The following is a 17383-nucleotide window of genomic DNA, read 5'->3' as shown; positions in this document are numbered from 1 at the left end:
ATGAACCAGGTCACCGCGCTCGCCGGGCTGCGCTACATGTCCGGCTTCGGCAACGGCTTCGAGACGGAGGCGCTGCCCGGCGCGCTGCCGGTGGGGCGCAACTCGCCGCAGCGCTGCGCCTACGGGCTGTACGCCGAGCAGCTCTCCGGCTCGCCCTTCACCGCGCCGCGGGCGTCCAACGAGCGCTCCTGGCTCTACCGCATCCGGCCCACCATCGCGCATTGGGGCGCCATGCGCCCGGCCGCGATGCGCGCCTGGCGCGCCGCCCCGTGCGAGGAGGGGCGCGACCTGCCGCCGGCGCCGATGCGCTGGGCGCCGGTGCCGGTCACCGGCGGCACCTTCATCGAGGGCATCCACACCGCCACCACCGCGGGCGACGCCGCCGCCCAGGCCGGCATGGCCGCCAGCCTGTGGCTGTGCGACCGCTCCATGGTGGACGAGGTGTTCTGGAACGCCGACGCCGAGATGCTGCTGGTGCCGCAGCAGGGCGCCATCCGCCTCCGCACCGAGTTCGGCCGCATCGCGCTGGAACCCGGCGAGATCGCCGTGGTGCCGCGCGGCGTGAAGTTCGCGGTGGACGTGGACGGCCCTTCGCGCGGCTACCTGTGCGAGAACTACGGCGGCGCCTTCACCCTGCCCGAGCGCGGCCCGATCGGCGCCAACTGCCTGGCCAACCCGCGCGACTTCCTGACCCCCGAGGCGCATTACGAGGACCGCGAGACCCCGCACCGCCTGCTGGTGAAGTGGGGCGGCCGGCTGTGGGAGGGCGAGATCCCGTGGTCGCCGCTGGATGTGGTGGCGTGGCACGGCAACTACGCCCCCTACAAGTACGACCTGCGCCGCTACAGCCCGGTGGGCCCGCTGCTGTTCGACCACGCGGACCCGTCCATCTTCACCGTGCTGACCGCGCCCAGCGAGACGCCCGGCACCGCCAACATCGACTTCGTGATCTTCCCCGACCGCTGGATGGTGGCGGAGAACACCTTCCGTCCGCCCTGGTACCACATGAACGTGATGAGCGAGTTCATGGGCCTGATCTACGGCGCCTACGACGCCAAGCCGGAGGGGTTCAAGCCCGGCGGCTTCTCCCTGCACAACCAGATGCTGCCGCACGGCCCGGACGTGGACGCCTTCGAGCGCGCGTCCAGCGCCGCGCTGGCGCCGCACAAGCTGGAGGGCACCATGGCCTTCATGTTCGAGACCCGGCTGCCGCAGCGCGTCACCGACTGGGCCGCCGGCCTGCCGCAGCGCGAGCGCGCCTACGAGCATTACGGCCTGTCGCTGAAGCGACACTTCGACGCGGGGCGCCCGTGATGCGCTCCTGGGTCGAATCCGCGAACGGCCACCCGGACTTCCCGCTGGAGAACCTGCCGCTGGGCGTGTTCTCGCTGGGCGGCGCCCCGCGCGCCGGGGTGGCCATCGGCGACATGGTGCTGGACCTGGCGGCGGCCGGCATCGCCGTGCCGGTGCCGCTCAACGCCTTCCTGGCCCGCGGCGCCGCCGCGCGGCGCGAGCTGCGCGCGCGGGTGACGGCGCTGCTGGCGCACGGCGCGACGCCCCGCCCGGAATGGCTGCACCCGCAATCCGCCGTGACCATGCACCTGCCGGCCACCATCGGCGACTACACGGATTTCTACGTCGGCATCCACCACGCCACCGCGGTCGGCAAGCTGTTCCGGCCGGACAACCCCTTGCTGCCCAACTACAAGCACATCCCCATCGGCTACCACGGCCGCGCCTCCTCCGTGGTGCCGTCGGGCCATGCCGTGCGGCGGCCGCGCGGGCAGCTCCCGTCCTCCGAAGGTCCGCGCTACGCCCCCTGCGGCAAGCTGGACTACGAGCTGGAACTCGGCTTCTGGGTCGGCCCCGGCAACGCGATGGGCGAGGCCATCCCCATCGCGCAGGCGGCCGACCACATCGCCGGCTACTGCCTGCTGAACGACTGGTCGGCGCGCGACATCCAGGGCTGGGAGTACCAGCCGCTGGGCCCCTTCCTGGCCAAGAGCTTCGCCACCACCATCAGCCCCTGGATCATCACCCCCGAGGCGCTGGAGCCCTTCCGCATCCCCGTGCCGCCGCGGCCCGAGGGCGACCCCGCCCCCCTGCCCTACCTGCATGACGAGGCGGACCAGGCGCGCGGCGCCCTGAACCTGGAGCTGGAGGTGCTGCTCTCCACCGCCGCCATGCGCGCGGCCGGGCTGGCGCCGCAGCGCATCAGCCTCAGCCACGCGAAGCACCTGTACTTCACCCCGGCGCAGATGCTGGCGCACCACGCCTCCGGCGGCTGCCCGCTCAACCCCGGCGACCTGATGGGCACCGGCACCATCAGCGGGCCGGACCGCGCGGGCGCCGGCTCGCTGCTGGAAACCAGCATGGGCGGCAAGGAGCCCATCACCCTGCCCGGCGGCGAGACGCGCACCTTCCTGCAGGACGGCGACGAGGTGACGCTGACCGCACGCGCCAGCGCGCCCGGCGCCGTGGGCATCGGCTTCGGGCCTTGCGTCGGGCGCATCGCGCCCGCGGAGTGAGGATGCGCATCGCGCCCGCGGGGTGAGGAGGCGCATCGCGCCCGCGGAGCGAGGAGGCGCCGCCCGCCCGCGGCGCAGCCCCGGGCGGGTCACGCCCCGCCGTGAATCGGCTATCCTTCCCCGCATGACGCCCGCCGAGGAAATCGCCTTCCTGTCCGCCGAGATCCGGCGGCACGACCGCCTCTACTACGAGGCCGACGCGCCGGAGATCGACGACGCCGCCTATGACGGGCTGATGCGCCGCCTGCGGACCCTGGAGGCCGCGCACCCGGAGCTGGCCAGCCCCGACAGCCCGACCCGCCGCGTCTCCGGCGCCGCCGCCGAAGGCTTCCGCAAGTCGCGCCACCTGGCGCCCATGCTGAGCCTGGACAACGCCTTCGGCCCGGCCGACTTCACGGAGTTCACCGCGTCCATCCGCCGCTTCCTGCGGCTGGGGGAGGAGGAGGCGCTGGACTTCGTGGCCGAGCCGAAGATCGACGGCCTCTCGGTCAACCTGCTCTACGAAGGCGGGCGCTTCGTGAAGGGCGCCACCCGCGGCGACGGCGCCGAGGGCGAGGACGTCACGGAGAACCTGCTGACGCTCGCCGACCTGCCGCGCGACCTGCCGGGCGAGGTGCCGGAGCGCATCGAGATCCGCGGCGAGGTGTTCATGGACCGCGCCGACTTCGCCGCCTTCCGCGCGCAGCAGCAGAAGGCGGCCGAGGAGCGCGAGGCGCGGCGCGAGCGCGGCGAGAAGCTGGGCCCCGCGGTGCCGGTGCCGGTGAACCCGCGCAACGCCGCCGCCGGCTCCCTGCGCCAGCTGGACCCGCAGGTGACGGCGCAGCGGCCGCTGCGCCTGTTCGCCTACGCCATGGGCGCGGCCAGCGCGGTGCCGGTGGACACCCACTGGCAATGGCTGGAATGGCTGTCGGCCAAGGGCTTCCGCGTGAACCCGCTGAGCGCGCGCGTCACCGACCCCGAGGCCTTCCAGGCCCGCATCGCCGCCGAACGCCCGGCCCTGGCCTACGAGATCGACGGCGTGGTGTACAAGCTGGACCGGCTGGACTGGCAGGCCCGGCTGGGCTTCGTCGGCCGGGCGCCGCGCTGGGCCATCGCCTGGAAGTTCCCGGCCGAGCGCGCCACCACCACGCTGCGCCGCATCGAGATCCAGGTGGGGCGCACCGGGGCGCTGACGCCGCGCGCGGTGATGGACCCGGTGGCGGTGGGCGGCGTCACCGTCACCCACGCCACCCTGCACAACGAGGACGAGGTGTCCCGGCTGGACGTGCGCGAGGGCGACCGCGTCACCATCCAGCGCGCCGGCGACGTCATCCCCCAGGTGGTGGAGGCGCTGCCGCCCCTGCATGGCGCGCGCGCCGCCCCCTGGGTGCCGCCCGCCACCTGCCCCGCCTGCGGCGCCCACGCGGCGCGGGTGAACGGCGAGGTGGTGCGCCGCTGCACCGGCGGGCTGACCTGCCCGGCCCAGGCGACGGAGCGCCTGAAGCACTTCGTGTCCCGCCGCGCCATGGACATCGAGGGGCTGGGCGAGGAGCGCATCCTGCTGCTGCACGACAAGGGCTGGCTGGGCGCGCCCGCCGACATCTTCCGCCTGCCGGCGCGCGAGGCGGAGCTGCGCACCCTGGAAGGCTGGGGCGAGCTGAGCATCCGCAACCTGTTCCGCGCCATCGCCGCGCGGCGCACGGTGCCGCTGGAGCGCTTCCTGTTCGCCCTGGGCATCCGCCGCATCGGCGAGCAGAACGCCAAGCTGCTGGCCCGCCACTACGGCACGGTGGAGCGCTGGCGCGCGGCGATGCTGGCGGCGCGCACCGTGGGCAGCGAGGCGCGGGAGGAGCTGGGCGGCATCGCCGGCATCGGCCCGGCCATCGCCACCGAGGTGGTGGAGTTCATCGCCGAGCCGCACAACCTGCGCGCCCTGGACGACCTGCTGGGCTTCGTGGCGCCCGAGCCGGCGCAGGTGGCCGCCGGCGGCACCTTCGCCGGCAAGGCGCTGGTGTTCACCGGCACGCTGGAAACCATGTCCCGCGCCGAGGCCGAGGCGAAGGCCGAGGCGGCGGGCGGGCGCATCGCCAAGAGCGTCTCGGCCAGGACCGACTTCGTGGTGGTGGGCGCCGATGCCGGCTCCAAGGCGGCCAAGGCGGCGGCGCTGGGAGTGGCGGTGCTGACGGAGGGGGAGTTCCTGCAAAGGCTGGCAACCTGAGGGCCGGGCGTGGCTTGATGGGCCATGCGCAAGACCCTCCCCGCCCTCGCCCTGCTCGCCCCCCTCCTCGCGCCCGGGCCCGTCGCCGCCGAGGACACGGCGCGGGTGGGCCACGTCAACACCGCCATCACCAATCTCGGGCTCACCCGCTCGCACCAGGTGGTGGTGGAGCGCTTCGGCGACCCGGAGGTGCCGAACGTGCAGTGCTACGTCTCGCAGGCGCGCACCGGCGGGCTGTCGGGCATGGTGGGGCTGGCGGAGGACCCGGCGCGCTTCTCCCTGCACTGCATCGCCACCGGCCCGGTCGCCATCGACGAGCGCGTGCGCCGGGGCGAGCGCGGCGAGCAGATCTGGGAGGCCTCCACCTCTCTGTTCTTCAAGGAGACCCGCGTGCACCGCTTCGTGGACGAGAGCAGCCGCACCCTGGTCTACCTCGCCTGGTCCACCCGCCTCATCGACGGCTCGCCGGAGAACGCGGTGGCCGCCGTCCCCTACGCATCCGGCGCGCCGGGGCGATGATCCACCCGAGGACCAGCAGGAGGCACGCCCGATGACCGACAGCATCACCCCACTCTTCACCGCCACCGCCACCGCGACCGGCGGGCGCAACGGGCGCACGGCGGCCGATGACGGCTCGGTGGCGGCCGACCTGTCGGTGCCCAAGGCGATGGGCGGGCCGGGCCGGGAGGGCACCACCACGCCCGAGCACCTGTTCGCCGCCGGCTACGCCGCCTGCTTCGGCGGCGCGATGGACTTCGTCGCCACCCAGCAGAAGAAGAACGCGAAGAACGCCCAGGTGACCGCGGAGGTCAGCATCGGCCCGCGCGAGGGCGGCGGCTTCGGCCTGGCCGTGGTGCTGCGCGTGCAGGACCCCTCCATGCCCACGGCGGAGCTGCGCGCCATCGCCGAGGCGGCGCACGCCCAGGTCTGCCCCTACAGCCACGCCACGCGGGGCAACGTGGACGTGCGGCTGGAGGTGGCGGGGGCGTAGCTACAGCGGCGCCGCCTCGGCCTCCAGCCACGCGCGCGCCGGGGCGTCCAGCAGCGGGCCGATCTCGGCGCGCACCCGCGCGTGGTAGGCGTCCACCCAGGCGCGCTCGGCGGGCGCCAGCAGGGCCGGGTCCAGCAGGGCGCGGCTGTAGGGCGCCAGGGTCAGCGTCTCGAACTCCAGGAAGGGGCGCGCCTGGTCGGGCTGGCGCGCCGCCTCGCGCACCAGCAGCAGGTTCTCGATGCGGATGCCGTAGTGGCCGGGCAGGTAGAAGCCCGGCTCGTCGGACAGGATCATGCCGGCGCGCAGCGGCACCGGCTTGGCGGCGCGGGAGATGCTGACCGGCCCCTCGTGCACCGACAGGAAGGCGCCGATGCCGTGGCCGGTGCCGTGGTCGTAGTCCAGCCCCATCTCCCACAGCGGGCGGCGGGCGATGGCGTCCAGGTGCGGGCCGGCCACGCCTTCGGGGAAGCGGGCGGTGGCCAGCGCGACGTGGCCGCGCAGCACGGCGGTGTAGCGCGCGCGCAGCGCCGCCGGCGCCGGGCCGGGGCCGGTCCAGACCGTGCGGGTGACGTCCGTGGTGCCTTCCGGGTACTGGCCGCCGCTGTCGATCAGGAAGCACTCGTCCGGCCGGATGCGGCGGTCGCTGGCGGCGGTGGCGCGGTAATGGACGATCGCGCCGTTCCCGCCCGCGCCGGCGATGGCCGGGAAGGATTCGCCGGCGAAGCCCGGGACCTCCCGCCGGAAGGCCAGCAGGCGCCGCGCCGCCGCCACTTCCGACAGCCCGTCGCCCGGGGCTTCCCGCGCCAGCCAGTGCAGGAAGCGCGCCAGCGCCACCGCGTCCCTGCGCTGGGCGTCGCGGGCGCCCTGCTGCTCGGCGGGGTTCTTGCAGGCGCGCGGCAGGCGCACCGGGTCCTCGCCCGCCACCACCTCGGCGCCGCCATCCCGCAGCGCCTCCACCAGGGCGGCGGGGGTGGCGTCCAGGTCCACCCGCACGCGGCGGCCGGCCAGGGCGCGCAGGGCGGGCAGCAGCGCCTCACGCCCCGCCACGGCGACGCCGTTGCCCAGGTGGGCGGCCACCGCCGCCGCGCGCTCCGGCGCGTGCAGGAACAGCTGCACCGTGGCGTCGGCGTGCAGGATGGCGAAGGCCAGGGCCATGGGGGTATGCGCCAGGTCGGCGCCGCGCAGGTTCAGCAGCCAGGCCACCGAATGGGCGTCGGCCAGCAGGGCGGCATCGGCGTCCAGCTCCTTCGCCAGCCGGGCGCGCTTGTCGGCCGCCGCCTCGCCGGCGAATTCCACGCCATGGGCGCGCAGCGGCGCGGCGGGCGGGGCCGGGCGGTCGGTCCAGGCGGCGTCCAGCGGGCTGGGGTGCAGCGGCACCAGCGTCACCCCGGCCTCGGCCAGCTTGGCCAGGGCGGGGGCGGGGTGCAGCCAGGGGTCGTGGCCGATGCGCAGCCCGCTTGCGTGCCGCGCCATCCAGGCGGCCGGCGGGTCGTCCACCAGGTGGCGCAGCTCCCACGCGGCGGGGTCGAGCTGCTGGCGCGCCTGGGTGGTGTAGCGGCCATCGGTCCACAGCACCGCGCGGTCGGCCAGCACCAGCGCCGTCCCGGCCGAGCCGGTGAAGCCGCTGATCCAGCGCAGCCGCTCGCCCGCCGGGGGCACGTACTCGCCCAGGTGCTCGTCGGAGCGCGGCACCAGGAAGCCGTCCACGCCCGCCTTGGCCATGCCGTCCCTTAACGCCGCCAGCCTGTCGTTCATCTGCGCTTCACACATGTGTCCGCCTTATGGCATGCGTCCCACGCATGGGAGCGACATGGGCTTCGCGCGAGTGCGACGCCGGATTCCGCCTTACATCAGCGGCATGCCCGCGGCGAGGCCGCAAGGGCGCAACCGATTGGAACCCGACCATGAATTCCCGCATCACCCCAGCCGAAGCCGCGCTGCTGATGCCCTTCACCTCCGGCGAGCCGCTGGAGGCCCAGCGCATCCGCGCCATCGTCGCCGAGGCGCGCCGCGCCCGCGACGCCGCCCTGGCCGCGCGCCTGCGCGCCGGCTTCCGCGGCCTGCGCGCGCTGATGACCGCGCTGCGCCAGCGGCGCGAGACCATCGCGCAGCTGCGTGCCCTGAGCGACCGCGAGCTGGCCGACATCGGCCTGAACCGTGCCGGCATCGCCGGGGCCGCGGCCGCCGCGACGCCGCTGCCGGCCAACGACGCCCAGGACGGCCGCCGCGCCGCCTGAGGCCCGCGCCGGGCGCATGGCCCGCCCGGCGTTCTTGCGCGTTGCGGGAGGGTGCCGCCCTCCCGCAGCATCGCCGACCATGACGCCCGGCCTTTCCCGTTCCGCCCTCTGGATCGCGCTCGGGGCGGCGGCCCTCACCTCCTCCATCGGCATGGGCATCCGCCAGACCTACGGGCTGATGCTGCTGCCCTATGTCAGCGAGCACGGGGTGGATGCCTGGGCCTTCGGCCTGGCGGTGGCGCTGCACAACCTCACCTGGGGCCTGGCGCAGCCGGCCGTCGGCGCGGTGGCCGACCGCTGGGGCGCCGGGCGCGTGATGGCGGCGGGCGGGGTGTTCTACCTGCTGGGCTGCGGGCTGGCGGCGCTGTTCCCCTCCAACCTGACCTTGCTGCTGGGCATCGGCGTGCTGTCGGGCTTCGGCGTCGCCTCGGCGGGCACCGGCATGGCGCTGGCCGCCATCGGCCGCATGGCCCCGCCGGAGAAGCGGGGCGAATACATCGGCCTCGCCTCGGCCGGCGGCTCGCTGGGGCAGGCGGCCATGGTGCCCTTCGTGTTCGCCGGCATCGGCTGGTTCGGCGCCGCCGGGGCCATGGCCCTGCTGGCGGTGTCCGCGCTGCTGATCCTGCCGCTGGCGCGCCTGATCGAGTGGAAGCCCGCCCCGCGCGCCGCCGGCGCCGCCCCGGCCGGGCTGGCGGGGCTGCCGCGGCTGGCCCGCGAATCCCTGGCCGACCGCGACTTCGCGCTGCTGACGGCGGGCTTCTTCGCCTGCGGCTTCCAGCTGGCCTTCCTGACGGTGCACCTGCCCTCGCACATCGCGCTGTGCGGCCTGCCGCCTTCCCTGGGCATGACGGCGCTGATGCTGATCGGGCTGTTCAACATCCCCGGCTCCTGGTTCTGCGGCTGGCTGGCCGGCAAGGTGAAGCCGGAGGCGGCGCTGGGCTGGATCTACCTGCTGCGCACCGTGGCCATCGCCGCCTTCGCCCTGGCGCCGCCCACCGCCTGGGGCACGATGGTCTTCGCCGCCGTGATGGGCTTCGTCTGGCTGGGCACGGTGCCGCTGACCAGCGCGGCCATCGCGCGGCGCTTCGGGGTGGTGAACCTCGGGGCGCTGTACGGGGTGTCGTTCTTCTCCCACCAGATCGGCGGCTTCATCGGCGCCGCCTCGGGGGCGGTGCTGTATTCCACCGTCGGCTCCTACGCCGCCTTCTGGCCGGTGATGGTGGCGGTGGGGCTGGGGGCCTCCGTGCTGAACTGGATGGCCAAGGCGCCGGGGCAGCGGCTGGCGCCGGCCTGACGGCCTCAGGCCTGCACGAAGCCCACGCGGTCCGCCTCGAACACCGCCAGGGTGAGCTGCCCGCCCTCGAACACCGCGCCGGTGTCGAGGTTGATGCGGTTGGGGCGCAGCTCCGGCCGGCGGTCGCGGGTGGGGGTGTGGCCGTGCACCACCACGCAGCCGTGGTCGGCCTCGCTGTCCAGGAAGGCGCGGCGGATGCGCAGCAGGTCGTCGCGCGACTGTTCCTCCAGCGGCACGCCCGGCCGGATGCCGGCATGCACGAACAGGTAGGGCCCGGCGCGGTGGTGCAGCGCCATGCCGGCCATGTAGTCGCGGTGGCGCAGCGGCACGCCCGCCGCCCAGGTCGCGCGGGGCGACAGGTCGCTGACGCCCCAGGAGCGCAGCGCCGCCCGCCCGCCGGTGTCCAGCCAGTCGGCGCAGGCGTAGCCCTCGCCGGCCAGGGCCAGCAGGGCGGTGTCCTCGTGGTTGCCGCGCAGGCTCAGCGACGGGCAGGCGTCGAAGCCCAGCGCCGCGTCGAGGCAGCCGGCGCTGTCGGGGCCGCGGTCAATCAGGTCGCCCAGGTGGACCAGGGTGGCCTGGGCGCAGGGCCGGGCGCGCAGGTCGTCGCGCACCGCCCGGTGCAGGGCGCGCAGCCGTTCGGCGCAGCCATGCGCGTCGCCGATGGCATAGAGGCGGTGCCCGGGTTCCAGCGCCGCCGGGGCCGGTTGCCAGTTCACTGCGCCGAGGCGCTCGCCTCGCTGCGGGTGGCGCCCACGCGGGCGGCCAGGGCGGCGGCCATGAACTCGTCCAGGTCGCCGTCCAGCACGGCGTCGGGGTTGCCCTTCTCCACGCTGGTGCGCAGATCCTTCACCAGCTGGTAGGGCTGCAGCACGTAGGAGCGGATCTGGTGGCCCCAGCCGATGTCGGTCTTGCCGGCCTCGGTGGCGTCGCTGATCGCCTCGCGCTTCTTCAGCTCCAGCTCGTACAGGCGCGCCTTCAGCATGTTCATCGCGATCTCGCGGTTGCGGTGCTGCGAGCGGTCCTGCGTCGAGGCGGCGACGATGCCGGTGGGGATGTGGGTGAAGCGCACCCCGGACTCGGTCTTGTTGACGTGCTGCCCGCCGGCGCCGGAGGCGCGGAAGGTGTCGGTCTTGAGGTCGGCCGGGTTGATCTCGATCTCGATCTTGTCGTCGATCACCGGGTAGCAATAGACGCTGGCGAAGGAGGTCTGCCGGCGCTTGGCGGCGTCGAAGGGGGAGATGCGCACCAGCCGGTGCACCCCGCTCTCGGTCTTCAGCCAGCCATAGGCGTTGGGGCCGCTCACCTGCAGCGTGGCGGACTTGATGCCGGCCTGCTCGCCATCCGACTGCTCGGTGAGCGTGACCTTGTAGCCGCGCTTCTCCGCCCAGCGCATGTACATGCGCAGCAGCATCTCGGCCCAGTCCTGCGCCTCGGTGCCACCGGCGCCGGCGTTCACCTCCACGTAGGCGTCGTTGGAATCCGCCTCGCCGGACAGCAGGCTCTCGATCTCGCGGCGCTTGGCCTCGGCGGCGTAGCCCTGGAGGTCGGCCACCGCGGCGTCGGCGGTGGCGGCGTCGCCCTCGGCCTCGGCCAGCTCGATCAGCTCCAGCGCGTCGGCCACGCCCTGCTCGAGGGCGCGCACGCCGTCGAGCTGGTCCTGCAGGCGGTTCTTCTCCCGCATCACCTTCTGCGCCTCGGCGGGGCGGTTCCAGAGGTCGGGGTCCTCGGAGAAGCTGGTCAGCTCCGCGAGGCGGGCGGTGGCGGCATCCCAGTCAAAGATGCCTCCTCAGCAGGGACACGGATTCCGTGATCTGCTCTTGCAATTGGGTGGCATCGGCGCGCATGGCGGGGCGGTCAATACAGCCCGCCCAGCCCGGTGTCCACCTGCCGCGCGGCCTCCGCCGCGCCGCCGGCGGGCGTCATGCCGCCGATGCCGGCGGTGGCGCTGTTCTCCGTGCCCGGGCGGAACGCCTCCAGGAAGGAGCGGCCGCGGTCGTCGGTGATGCGCACCAGGGCCACGCCGGGCGGGGCGCGGAACGGCACGGCCGGGCTGTCGCGCAGGGCGGCGGCCGCCACCTCGCGGAAGATGGGCGCGGCGTTGGTGCCGCCGGTCTCGCCCGAGCCAAGCGAGCGCGGCTCGTCATGGCCGATCCACACCGCGATCACGATGTCGGGGGTGAAGCCGACGAACCAGTTGTCGCGGTAGTCGTCCGTCGTGCCGGTCTTGCCGGCCACCGGGCGGTTCAGCCCGGCGCCGGCGCGGGTGCCGGTGCCGGACTGCACCGCGGTCTGCAGGATGGAGGTCATCTGGTAGGCGGCGATGGGGTCCAGCGCCTGTCGGCGGGTGTCCGTCACCTCCGGCGGGCCGGCCTCCGGGCCGCGGTCGCAGCCCTCGCAGCCGCGCGCGCCGTTGCGCCAGATGACGCGGCCGCGCCCGTCCTGCACGCTGTCGATGAAGGAGGGCTCCACCCGCCGCCCGCCATTGACCATGGCGGCGTAGCCGGCGGCCTGGCGCAGCACCGTCGTCTCTCCCGCGCCCAGGCTCAGCGCCAGGAAGCGCGGCATGTTGTCGATGACGCCGACGCGCCCGGCCAGCTCGCTCACCTTGTCCATCCCCACCTCCTGCGCGATGCGCACGGTGACGAGGTTGAGGCTGCGCTCCATGGCGTTGCGCATGGAGACGTAGCCGCCGGAGGCGTTGCCCGAGTAGTTGCCCGGCCGCCACACGCCCTGCGGCGTCGCCACCTCCACCGCCGCGTCGAGGAAGCGCTGGTTGGGCGGGATGCCGGCCTCCAGCGCCGCCAGGTAGACATAGGGCTTGAAGGAGGAGCCGGGCTGGCGCAGCGCCTGGGAGGCGCGGTTGAACTGGCTCTTGTCGAAGCTCCAGCCGCCGGCCATCGCCAGCACGCGCCCCGAATGGGGGTCCAGCGCGACGATGGCGCCCTCCACCTCGGGGATCTGGCGCAGCACCAGCCGGCCGGGGCGGGCCGGGGTGCGGCCCTCGGCGGGGCGGGCGGGCTCCACCTCCACCAGCACCACGTCGCCCGGGGCCACCACGTCCTGCATGCGGCGCGGCGAGGGGCCGATGCGGAAGGCGACCAGGGGCGGCGTCTGCAGCACCGGGCGCGCCCAGCCCATGTCCTGGAAGGGCAGCGTGCCGGTGCGCGGCTCGGCCGGGGCGCGGGGGTTGGGGCGCTCGATCCAGCCCAGCCGGGCCTCGGTGTTGCGGACCTCCAGCACCACGGCGCGGCGCCATTCGGGCAGCATGCCGGGCGTGGGCGGCAGGGCGTCCAGCGCCGGCAGCCATTCGGTCGGGCCGGCGGCGATGCGCGCCACCGGGCCGCGCCAGCCGCCGCGCCGGCGGTCGTAGGAAAGCAGGCCCTGGCGCAGCGCCGCCTCGGTGGCGGCCTGCAGGGCGGGGTCCAGCGCGGTGCGCACCACCAGCCCGCCGCCCTGGGTCTGCTCGGCGCCGAAGCGCTGCAGCAGCTCGCGCCGCACCTCCTCGGTGTAGTGGCCGCCCACCGGCACCACCTCCGGCCGGCGGGTCGGGCGGGCCTGGATGGGCTGGGCCTTGGCGGCCGCCACCTCCTCCGCCGTGGCCGCGCCGTCCTCGGCCATGCGATCCAGCACCCAGTCGCGGCGGATGCGCGCGGCCTCGGGGAAGCGCTGGGGGTTGTAGTTGTTGGGGCCCTTGGGCAGCGCGGCCAGGAAGGCCATCTCGCCCAGGCTCAGCTCGTCCAGGCTCTTGGAGAAGTAGGCCTGGGCGGCGGCGGCGACGCCGTAGGCCTGCGCGCCCAGGAAAATCTCGTTCAGGTAGAGCTCCAGGATGCGGTCCTTGCTCAGCGCCTGCTCGATGCGCACGGCCAGGATGGCCTCGCGCGCCTTGCGCAGCACCGTGCGGTCGCTGCCCACCAGCATGTTCTTGGCCACCTGCTGGGTGATGGTGGAGGCGCCCTGCATGCGCCGGCCGCTGCCGTAGTTCTGCGCGAAGAACACGCCCGCGCGCACCATGCCGATGGGATCCACGCCCTGGTGCTCGCGGAAGCGCTGGTCCTCGGCGGAGATGAAGGCCTGCTGGAGGCGCTGGGGAATCGCCTCGATGGGCACGAAGACCCGGCGCTCCGCCGCCAGCTCGGCCATCAGGCGGGAATCGGCGGCGTAGATGCGGCTCATCTGCTGGGGCTGGTAGTCGGCCAGCCACTTGTGGTCCGGCAGGTCGGCCGAGAGCTGGCGGTAGAAGCCCCAGCCCGCCACCCCGGCCCCCACCGCGCCGACCACCGCGAGGATGAGCAGCAGCTTCACGAAGCCGCCGAACAGCCCGACGCCGCGGCGCCGGGCCTTCGCCTTGGCGGGCGGCGGCGCGGGCGGCGGGGCCATCCGCGCCTCGGGCGCGGCGGTGGGTTCGGGCATCGGTTCCGGCATGGTGGGGTCACTCTAGCACAGGCGGCAGGCTTCCAACGCCCGGCATTTCCGGCGGGTTGGCCCGCGCGGGGCGCGGAAGATGACGGAAAGGCCATCTGGCGCGTGACGGAATGATGCTGCTAGACATGTCACCCTGACGGGGCTTCCAGGAGAGACGAGATGCGCATGACCCTCGCGGCGCTGGCGCTGGCCGGCGCGTTGGCGCTGCCCGCCTCGGCGCAGACGCTGTCCATGGCAGTCGGCGCCCCGGTGACCAGCCTGGACCCGCATTTCCACCAGCTCTCGCCCAACAACGCCGTCGCCGCCATGGTGTTCGACCGGCTGGTGAACACCGACGGCCAGGCGCGCATGGTGCCGGGGCTGGCGGAATCCTGGTCCACCGTGGCGCCCGACACCTGGGAGTTCCGGCTGCGCCGCGGCGTCACCTTCCACAACGGCAACCCCTTCACCGCCGAGGACGTGGCCTTCACTCTGGGCCGCGTCCCCAACGTGCCGAACTCCCCCTCCTCCTTCGCGGCCTTCGTGCGCCCGATCCGGGAGGTGACGGTCGTGGACCCCCACACCATCCGCTTCCGCACCGACGGCCCCTACCCGCTGCTGCCGCAGGACCTCACCAACATCTACATCCTGGACCGCGAGACCCACCAGAACGCCGCGACCGAGGACTTCAACGCCGGGCGCGCCGCCGTGGGCACCGGCCCCTTCCGCGTGGCCACCCACCGCCTGGGCGACCGCATCGAGTTCGAGCGCAACGACGCCTACTGGGGCGACAAGCCGCACTGGCAGCGCGTGACCTACCGCATGATCGTCAACGACAGCGCGCGCACCGCCGCGCTGCTGGCCGGCGACGTCGAGTTCATCGACCAGGTGCCCACCGCCGACCTCGCGCGGCTGCGCCGCGACGACCGCCTGCACATGAGCGAGGTGACGGGCCTGCGCATCATCTACCTCTCGCTGGACCACCCGCGCGAGGGCGCCTCGCCCTTCGTCACCGACAACGAGGGGCGGCCGATCGAGCGCAACCCGCTGCGCGACCTGCGGGTGCGCCGCGCGCTGTCCATGGCGATCGACCGCAACGCCATCACCGAGCGCGTGATGGAGGGCGCGGCCACGCCCTCGGGGCAGTTCTTCCCGCCGGGCATCTTCTCCTACGTGCCCGACCTGCCGCCGCCGCGCTTCGACGCCGAGGGCGCGCGCCGCCTGCTGGCCGAGGCCGGCTTCCCGCAGGGCTTCCGCATCACCCTGCACGGGCCGAACGACCGCTACCCGAATGACGGGCGCATCATCCAGGCCATCGGCCAGATGTGGACGCGCATCGGCGTGCGCACCGCGGTGGAGGCGCAGCCCTGGACCACCTTCGTCGCCCGCGCCGGCCGGCAGGAGTTCAGCGCCTTCCTGATCGGCTGGGGCTCCAACCCCGAGGGATCGCACCCGCTGCGCAACCTCATCGCCGGCTTCGACGCCTCGCGCGGCTGGGGGGCCTCCAACCGCGGGCGCTACTCCAACCCGCAGGTGGACGCGCTGCTGACCGAGGCGCTGCGCACCATCGACGACGCGCAGCGCGAGCAGATCCTGATCCGCGCCCAGCGCATGGCGCTGGAGGACGTGGCGATCATCCCGCTGCACATCCAGACCAACATCTGGGCGATGCGCCGCCACCTGCGGCATGATTCGCGCGCCGACGAGCTGACGCGCGCGCAGGACGTGAAGCCCGCCCGATGACCGTCTACCTGCTGCGGCGCCTGTTCCAGTCGCTGCTGGTGCTCATCGCGATGAGCATCATCGTCTTCGTCGGCGTATATGCGGTGGGCGACCCGGTGGAGATCCTGATCTCCCCCGACGCCGACCAGGCGGAGCGCGCGCGCGCCATCGTGGCGCTGGGGCTGGACCGGCCGCTGTGGCAGCAATACCTGGTCTTCGTGCAGAACGCGCTGCGCGGCGACCTGGGGCGGTCCTTCGTGTTCAATGAGCCCGCGCTGCAACTCATCCTGCAGAAGATGCCGGCGACGATGGAGCTGGCCTTCGGCGCCACCATCTTCGCCATCCTGGTCGGGCTGCCGCTGGGCCTTTATGCCGGGCTGCACCCGGACAGCGCGGGGGCCAAGGCCATCATGGCCGGCTCCATCCTCGGCTTCTCGCTGCCCACCTTCTGGGTCGGGCTGATGCTGATCATGGTCTTCGCGGTGCAGCTGGGCTGGCTGCCCTCCACCGGCCGCGGGGAGACGCTGTGGGGCTGGTCCTTCCTGACCGCCAACGGCATCTCCCACCTCATCCTGCCCTCCATCAACCTGGCGCTGTTCAAGATCAGCCTGGTGATCCGCCTCACCCGCTCGGGCGTGCGCGAGACGATGCTGATGGACTACGTGAAGTTCGCCCGCGCCAAGGGGCTGTCGCCGGCGCGCGTCACCTACGTGCACGTGTTCAAGAACATCCTGATCCCGGTGGTGACGGTGGTGGGGCTGGAGCTGGGCTCGACCATCGCCTTCTCCGTCGTCACGGAATCGGTGTTCGCCTGGCCGGGCATGGGCAAGCTGATCATCGACAGCATCAACGTGCTGGATCGCCCGGTGATCGTGGCCTACCTGATGATCATCGTGCTGATGTTCATCGTCATCAACCTGGTGGTGGACATCATGTACAGCGTGCTCGACCCCCGCGTGCGGCTGGAGGGGCAGGGCTGATGAGCGCCACCACCGCCACCCCCGCCCCGGCGAAGGAGGAGACGCCCCTCCGCCGCTTCCTCAGCGAGTTCGCGGCGTCGAAGATCGCGCTGGGCGGCTTCATCGTCTTCACGGGCATCGTGCTGCTGGCGGTGTTCGCGCCCTGGATCGCGCCGCAGGACCCCTACGACCTCGGCACCATCGACATCATGGACGGGCGGCTGGAGCCGGGGGCGGTCGGCGCCTCGGGCATCACCCACCTGCTGGGCACGGATGACCAGGGGCGCGACATGCTCTCGGCCATCCTCTACGGGCTGCGCATCTCGCTCACCGTCGGCGCCGGGTCGGCGCTGATCGCCGGGCTGGTCGGCGCCTCGCTGGGGATGCTGGCGGCCTATGCCGGCGGCCGCACCGACAGCGTGATCATGCGCGTGGTGGACCTGCAGCTCTCCTTCCCCACCATCCTGGCGGCGCTGATGATCCTGGCCTTCCTGGGCAAGGGCATCCTCAACGTCGTCATCGCGCTGGTGATCGTCGAATGGGCCTATTACGCGCGCACCGTGCGCGGCTCGGCGCTGGTGGAGCGGCGGCGCGAATACATCGAGGCCGCGCAATGCCTGGCGCTGCCCACGCGGCGCATCCTGTTCCGCCACCTGCTGCCCAATTGCCTGCCGCCGCTGATCGTGGTCGGCACCATCCAGGTGGCGCGCGCCATCGCGCTGGAGGCGACGCTGAGCTTCCTCGGCCTGGGGGTGCCGATCACCGAGCCCTCGCTGGGGCTGCTGATCGCCAATGGCTACGAGTACATGCTGAGCGGCAAGTACTGGATCAGCTTCTACCCGGGCGTGGCGCTGCTCATCACCATCGTCTCCATCAACCTGATGGGCGACCACCTGCGCGACGTGCTCAATCCCAGGCTGAAGAAATGAGCCTGGGATTGAGCCCTCTTTCGTGCCCTCAGACGCCGGGCGCGCGCTCCGCGCGCTTGGCTTCGCCGCGCCTCGGGTGCGCCCTGCCTCGCAGCCGGTCTGGCGGCGCCGGCCGCCGTGCGGCC

At 73.6% G+C, this 17383-nt stretch carries 14 protein-coding genes; 10 read left to right on the top strand and 4 right to left on the bottom strand.

The window, feature by feature from the left end; translation table 11 throughout:
• The 5 genes from hmgA (at position 1) to ACI6QG_RS11865 (ending at position 5716) form a co-directional block, all read left to right on the top strand.
• The gene (gene hmgA, locus ACI6QG_RS11885; protein ID WP_407024777.1) at positions 1-1314 is read left to right on the top strand and encodes a homogentisate 1,2-dioxygenase; all 1314 of its coding nucleotides are present in this window, start codon (positions 1-3) and stop codon (positions 1312-1314) included.
• Positions 1314-2528, top strand: coding sequence for a fumarylacetoacetase (fahA, locus tag ACI6QG_RS11880; protein WP_407024776.1), 1215 nt, complete (start codon positions 1314-1316; stop codon positions 2526-2528). The genes hmgA and fahA overlap by 1 nt, the downstream gene beginning before the upstream one ends.
• A 124-nt stretch (positions 2529-2652) precedes the next feature.
• Positions 2653-4725, top strand: coding sequence for an NAD-dependent DNA ligase LigA (ligA, locus tag ACI6QG_RS11875; RefSeq protein ID WP_407024775.1), 2073 nt, complete (start codon positions 2653-2655; stop codon positions 4723-4725).
• 24 nt (positions 4726-4749) lie between these two features.
• Positions 4750-5244, top strand: a complete 495-nt coding sequence (locus ACI6QG_RS11870) for a CreA family protein (protein WP_407024774.1) — start codon at positions 4750-4752, stop codon at positions 5242-5244.
• Between the two features lie 31 nt (positions 5245-5275).
• Positions 5276-5716, top strand: coding sequence for an organic hydroperoxide resistance protein (locus tag ACI6QG_RS11865; protein WP_407024773.1), 441 nt, complete (start codon positions 5276-5278; stop codon positions 5714-5716).
• On the opposite strand, the gene ACI6QG_RS11860 is transcribed toward ACI6QG_RS11865, so the two are convergent.
• Positions 5717-7471, bottom strand: a complete 1755-nt coding sequence (locus ACI6QG_RS11860) for an aminopeptidase P family protein (protein WP_407024772.1) — start codon at positions 7469-7471, stop codon at positions 5717-5719.
• Positions 7472-7620: 149 nt separating this feature from the next.
• On the opposite strand from ACI6QG_RS11860, the gene ACI6QG_RS11855 reads away from it, so the two are divergent.
• Both ACI6QG_RS11855 and ACI6QG_RS11850 read left to right on the top strand, forming a co-directional pair.
• Positions 7621-7953, top strand: a complete 333-nt coding sequence (locus ACI6QG_RS11855) for a DUF1127 domain-containing protein (RefSeq protein ID WP_407024771.1) — start codon at positions 7621-7623, stop codon at positions 7951-7953.
• Between the two features lie 79 nt (positions 7954-8032).
• Positions 8033-9247 (top strand): MFS transporter, encoded by a 1215-nt coding sequence (locus ACI6QG_RS11850; protein WP_407024770.1) that lies wholly within the window; start codon positions 8033-8035, stop codon positions 9245-9247.
• A gap of 5 nt (positions 9248-9252) precedes the next feature.
• Here ACI6QG_RS11850 and ACI6QG_RS11845 read toward each other — a convergent pair whose 3' ends face one another.
• The 3 genes from ACI6QG_RS11845 to ACI6QG_RS11835 all read right to left on the bottom strand — a co-directional run bounded on the left by ACI6QG_RS11845 (position 9253) and on the right by ACI6QG_RS11835 (position 13657).
• A complete protein-coding gene (locus ACI6QG_RS11845) occupies positions 9253-9963 on the bottom strand; it encodes a metallophosphoesterase (RefSeq protein ID WP_407024769.1) in 711 nt (236 codons plus the stop codon).
• Positions 9960-11091 (bottom strand): peptide chain release factor 2 gene (gene prfB, locus ACI6QG_RS11840; protein WP_407024768.1). Its coding sequence is split into 2 segments (ribosomal slippage): positions 9960-11021 and positions 11023-11091, totalling 1131 coding nucleotides; the frame shifts between segments, so codons are not numbered across the junction. Before prfB ends, ACI6QG_RS11845 begins: the two co-directional genes overlap by 4 nt.
• Positions 11092-11101: 10 nt before the next feature.
• Positions 11102-13657, bottom strand: a complete 2556-nt coding sequence (locus ACI6QG_RS11835) for a penicillin-binding protein 1A (protein WP_407024767.1) — start codon at positions 13655-13657, stop codon at positions 11102-11104.
• A gap of 171 nt (positions 13658-13828) precedes the next feature.
• Between ACI6QG_RS11835 and ACI6QG_RS11830 the strand changes: the two genes are divergently transcribed.
• Genes ACI6QG_RS11830 through ACI6QG_RS11820 form a run of 3 tightly spaced genes read left to right on the top strand, consistent with a single transcriptional unit; the run spans position 13829 to position 17258 of the window.
• On the top strand, positions 13829-15391 hold the full coding sequence (locus tag ACI6QG_RS11830; RefSeq protein WP_407024766.1) for an ABC transporter substrate-binding protein: 1563 nt from the start codon (positions 13829-13831) through the stop codon (positions 15389-15391).
• Positions 15388-16350 carry an ABC transporter permease gene (locus ACI6QG_RS11825; RefSeq protein ID WP_407024765.1) on the top strand — a complete coding sequence of 321 codons (963 nt, stop codon included), beginning with the start codon at positions 15388-15390 and terminating at the stop codon, positions 16348-16350. The genes ACI6QG_RS11830 and ACI6QG_RS11825 overlap by 4 nt, the downstream gene beginning before the upstream one ends.
• Positions 16350-17258: an ABC transporter permease gene (locus ACI6QG_RS11820; RefSeq protein ID WP_407024764.1), complete on the top strand. Its 909-nt coding sequence runs from the start codon at positions 16350-16352 to the stop codon at positions 17256-17258. Before ACI6QG_RS11825 ends, ACI6QG_RS11820 begins: the two co-directional genes overlap by 1 nt.
• The last annotated feature ends 125 nt before the right edge of the window (positions 17259-17383 follow it).

The organism is Sabulicella flocculans, from assembly GCF_045449635.1.
Classification (GTDB): Bacteria; Pseudomonadota; Alphaproteobacteria; order Acetobacterales; family Acetobacteraceae; genus Roseococcus.
The sequence above is the reverse complement of the archived record's forward strand: the minus strand, read 5'-3'. Positions and strand labels throughout refer to the sequence as shown.

What these genes read in the sequence shown, in the direction of transcription:
- ACI6QG_RS11820 (WP_407024764.1), top strand. Translation starts at nt 16,350, where the DNA reads ATGAGCGCCACCACCGCCACCCCCGCCCCGGCGAAGGAGGAGACGCCC.
- ACI6QG_RS11835 (WP_407024767.1), bottom strand. Translation starts at nt 13,657, where the DNA reads ATGCCCGAACCCACCGCCGCGCCCGAGGCGCGGATGGCCCCGCCGCCC.
- ACI6QG_RS11870 (WP_407024774.1), top strand. Translation starts at nt 4,750, where the DNA reads ATGCGCAAGACCCTCCCCGCCCTCGCCCTGCTCGCCCCCCTCCTCGCG.
- ACI6QG_RS11855 (WP_407024771.1), top strand. Translation starts at nt 7,621, where the DNA reads ATGAATTCCCGCATCACCCCAGCCGAAGCCGCGCTGCTGATGCCCTTC.
- hmgA (WP_407024777.1), top strand. Translation starts at nt 1, where the DNA reads ATGAACCAGGTCACCGCGCTCGCCGGGCTGCGCTACATGTCCGGCTTC.
- ACI6QG_RS11860 (WP_407024772.1), bottom strand. Translation starts at nt 7,471, where the DNA reads ATGAACGACAGGCTGGCGGCGTTAAGGGACGGCATGGCCAAGGCGGGC.
- ACI6QG_RS11830 (WP_407024766.1), top strand. Translation starts at nt 13,829, where the DNA reads ATGCGCATGACCCTCGCGGCGCTGGCGCTGGCCGGCGCGTTGGCGCTG.
- ACI6QG_RS11850 (WP_407024770.1), top strand. Translation starts at nt 8,033, where the DNA reads ATGACGCCCGGCCTTTCCCGTTCCGCCCTCTGGATCGCGCTCGGGGCG.
- ACI6QG_RS11825 (WP_407024765.1), top strand. Translation starts at nt 15,388, where the DNA reads ATGACCGTCTACCTGCTGCGGCGCCTGTTCCAGTCGCTGCTGGTGCTC.
- ligA (WP_407024775.1), top strand. Translation starts at nt 2,653, where the DNA reads ATGACGCCCGCCGAGGAAATCGCCTTCCTGTCCGCCGAGATCCGGCGG.
- fahA (WP_407024776.1), top strand. Translation starts at nt 1,314, where the DNA reads ATGCGCTCCTGGGTCGAATCCGCGAACGGCCACCCGGACTTCCCGCTG.
- ACI6QG_RS11865 (WP_407024773.1), top strand. Translation starts at nt 5,276, where the DNA reads ATGACCGACAGCATCACCCCACTCTTCACCGCCACCGCCACCGCGACC.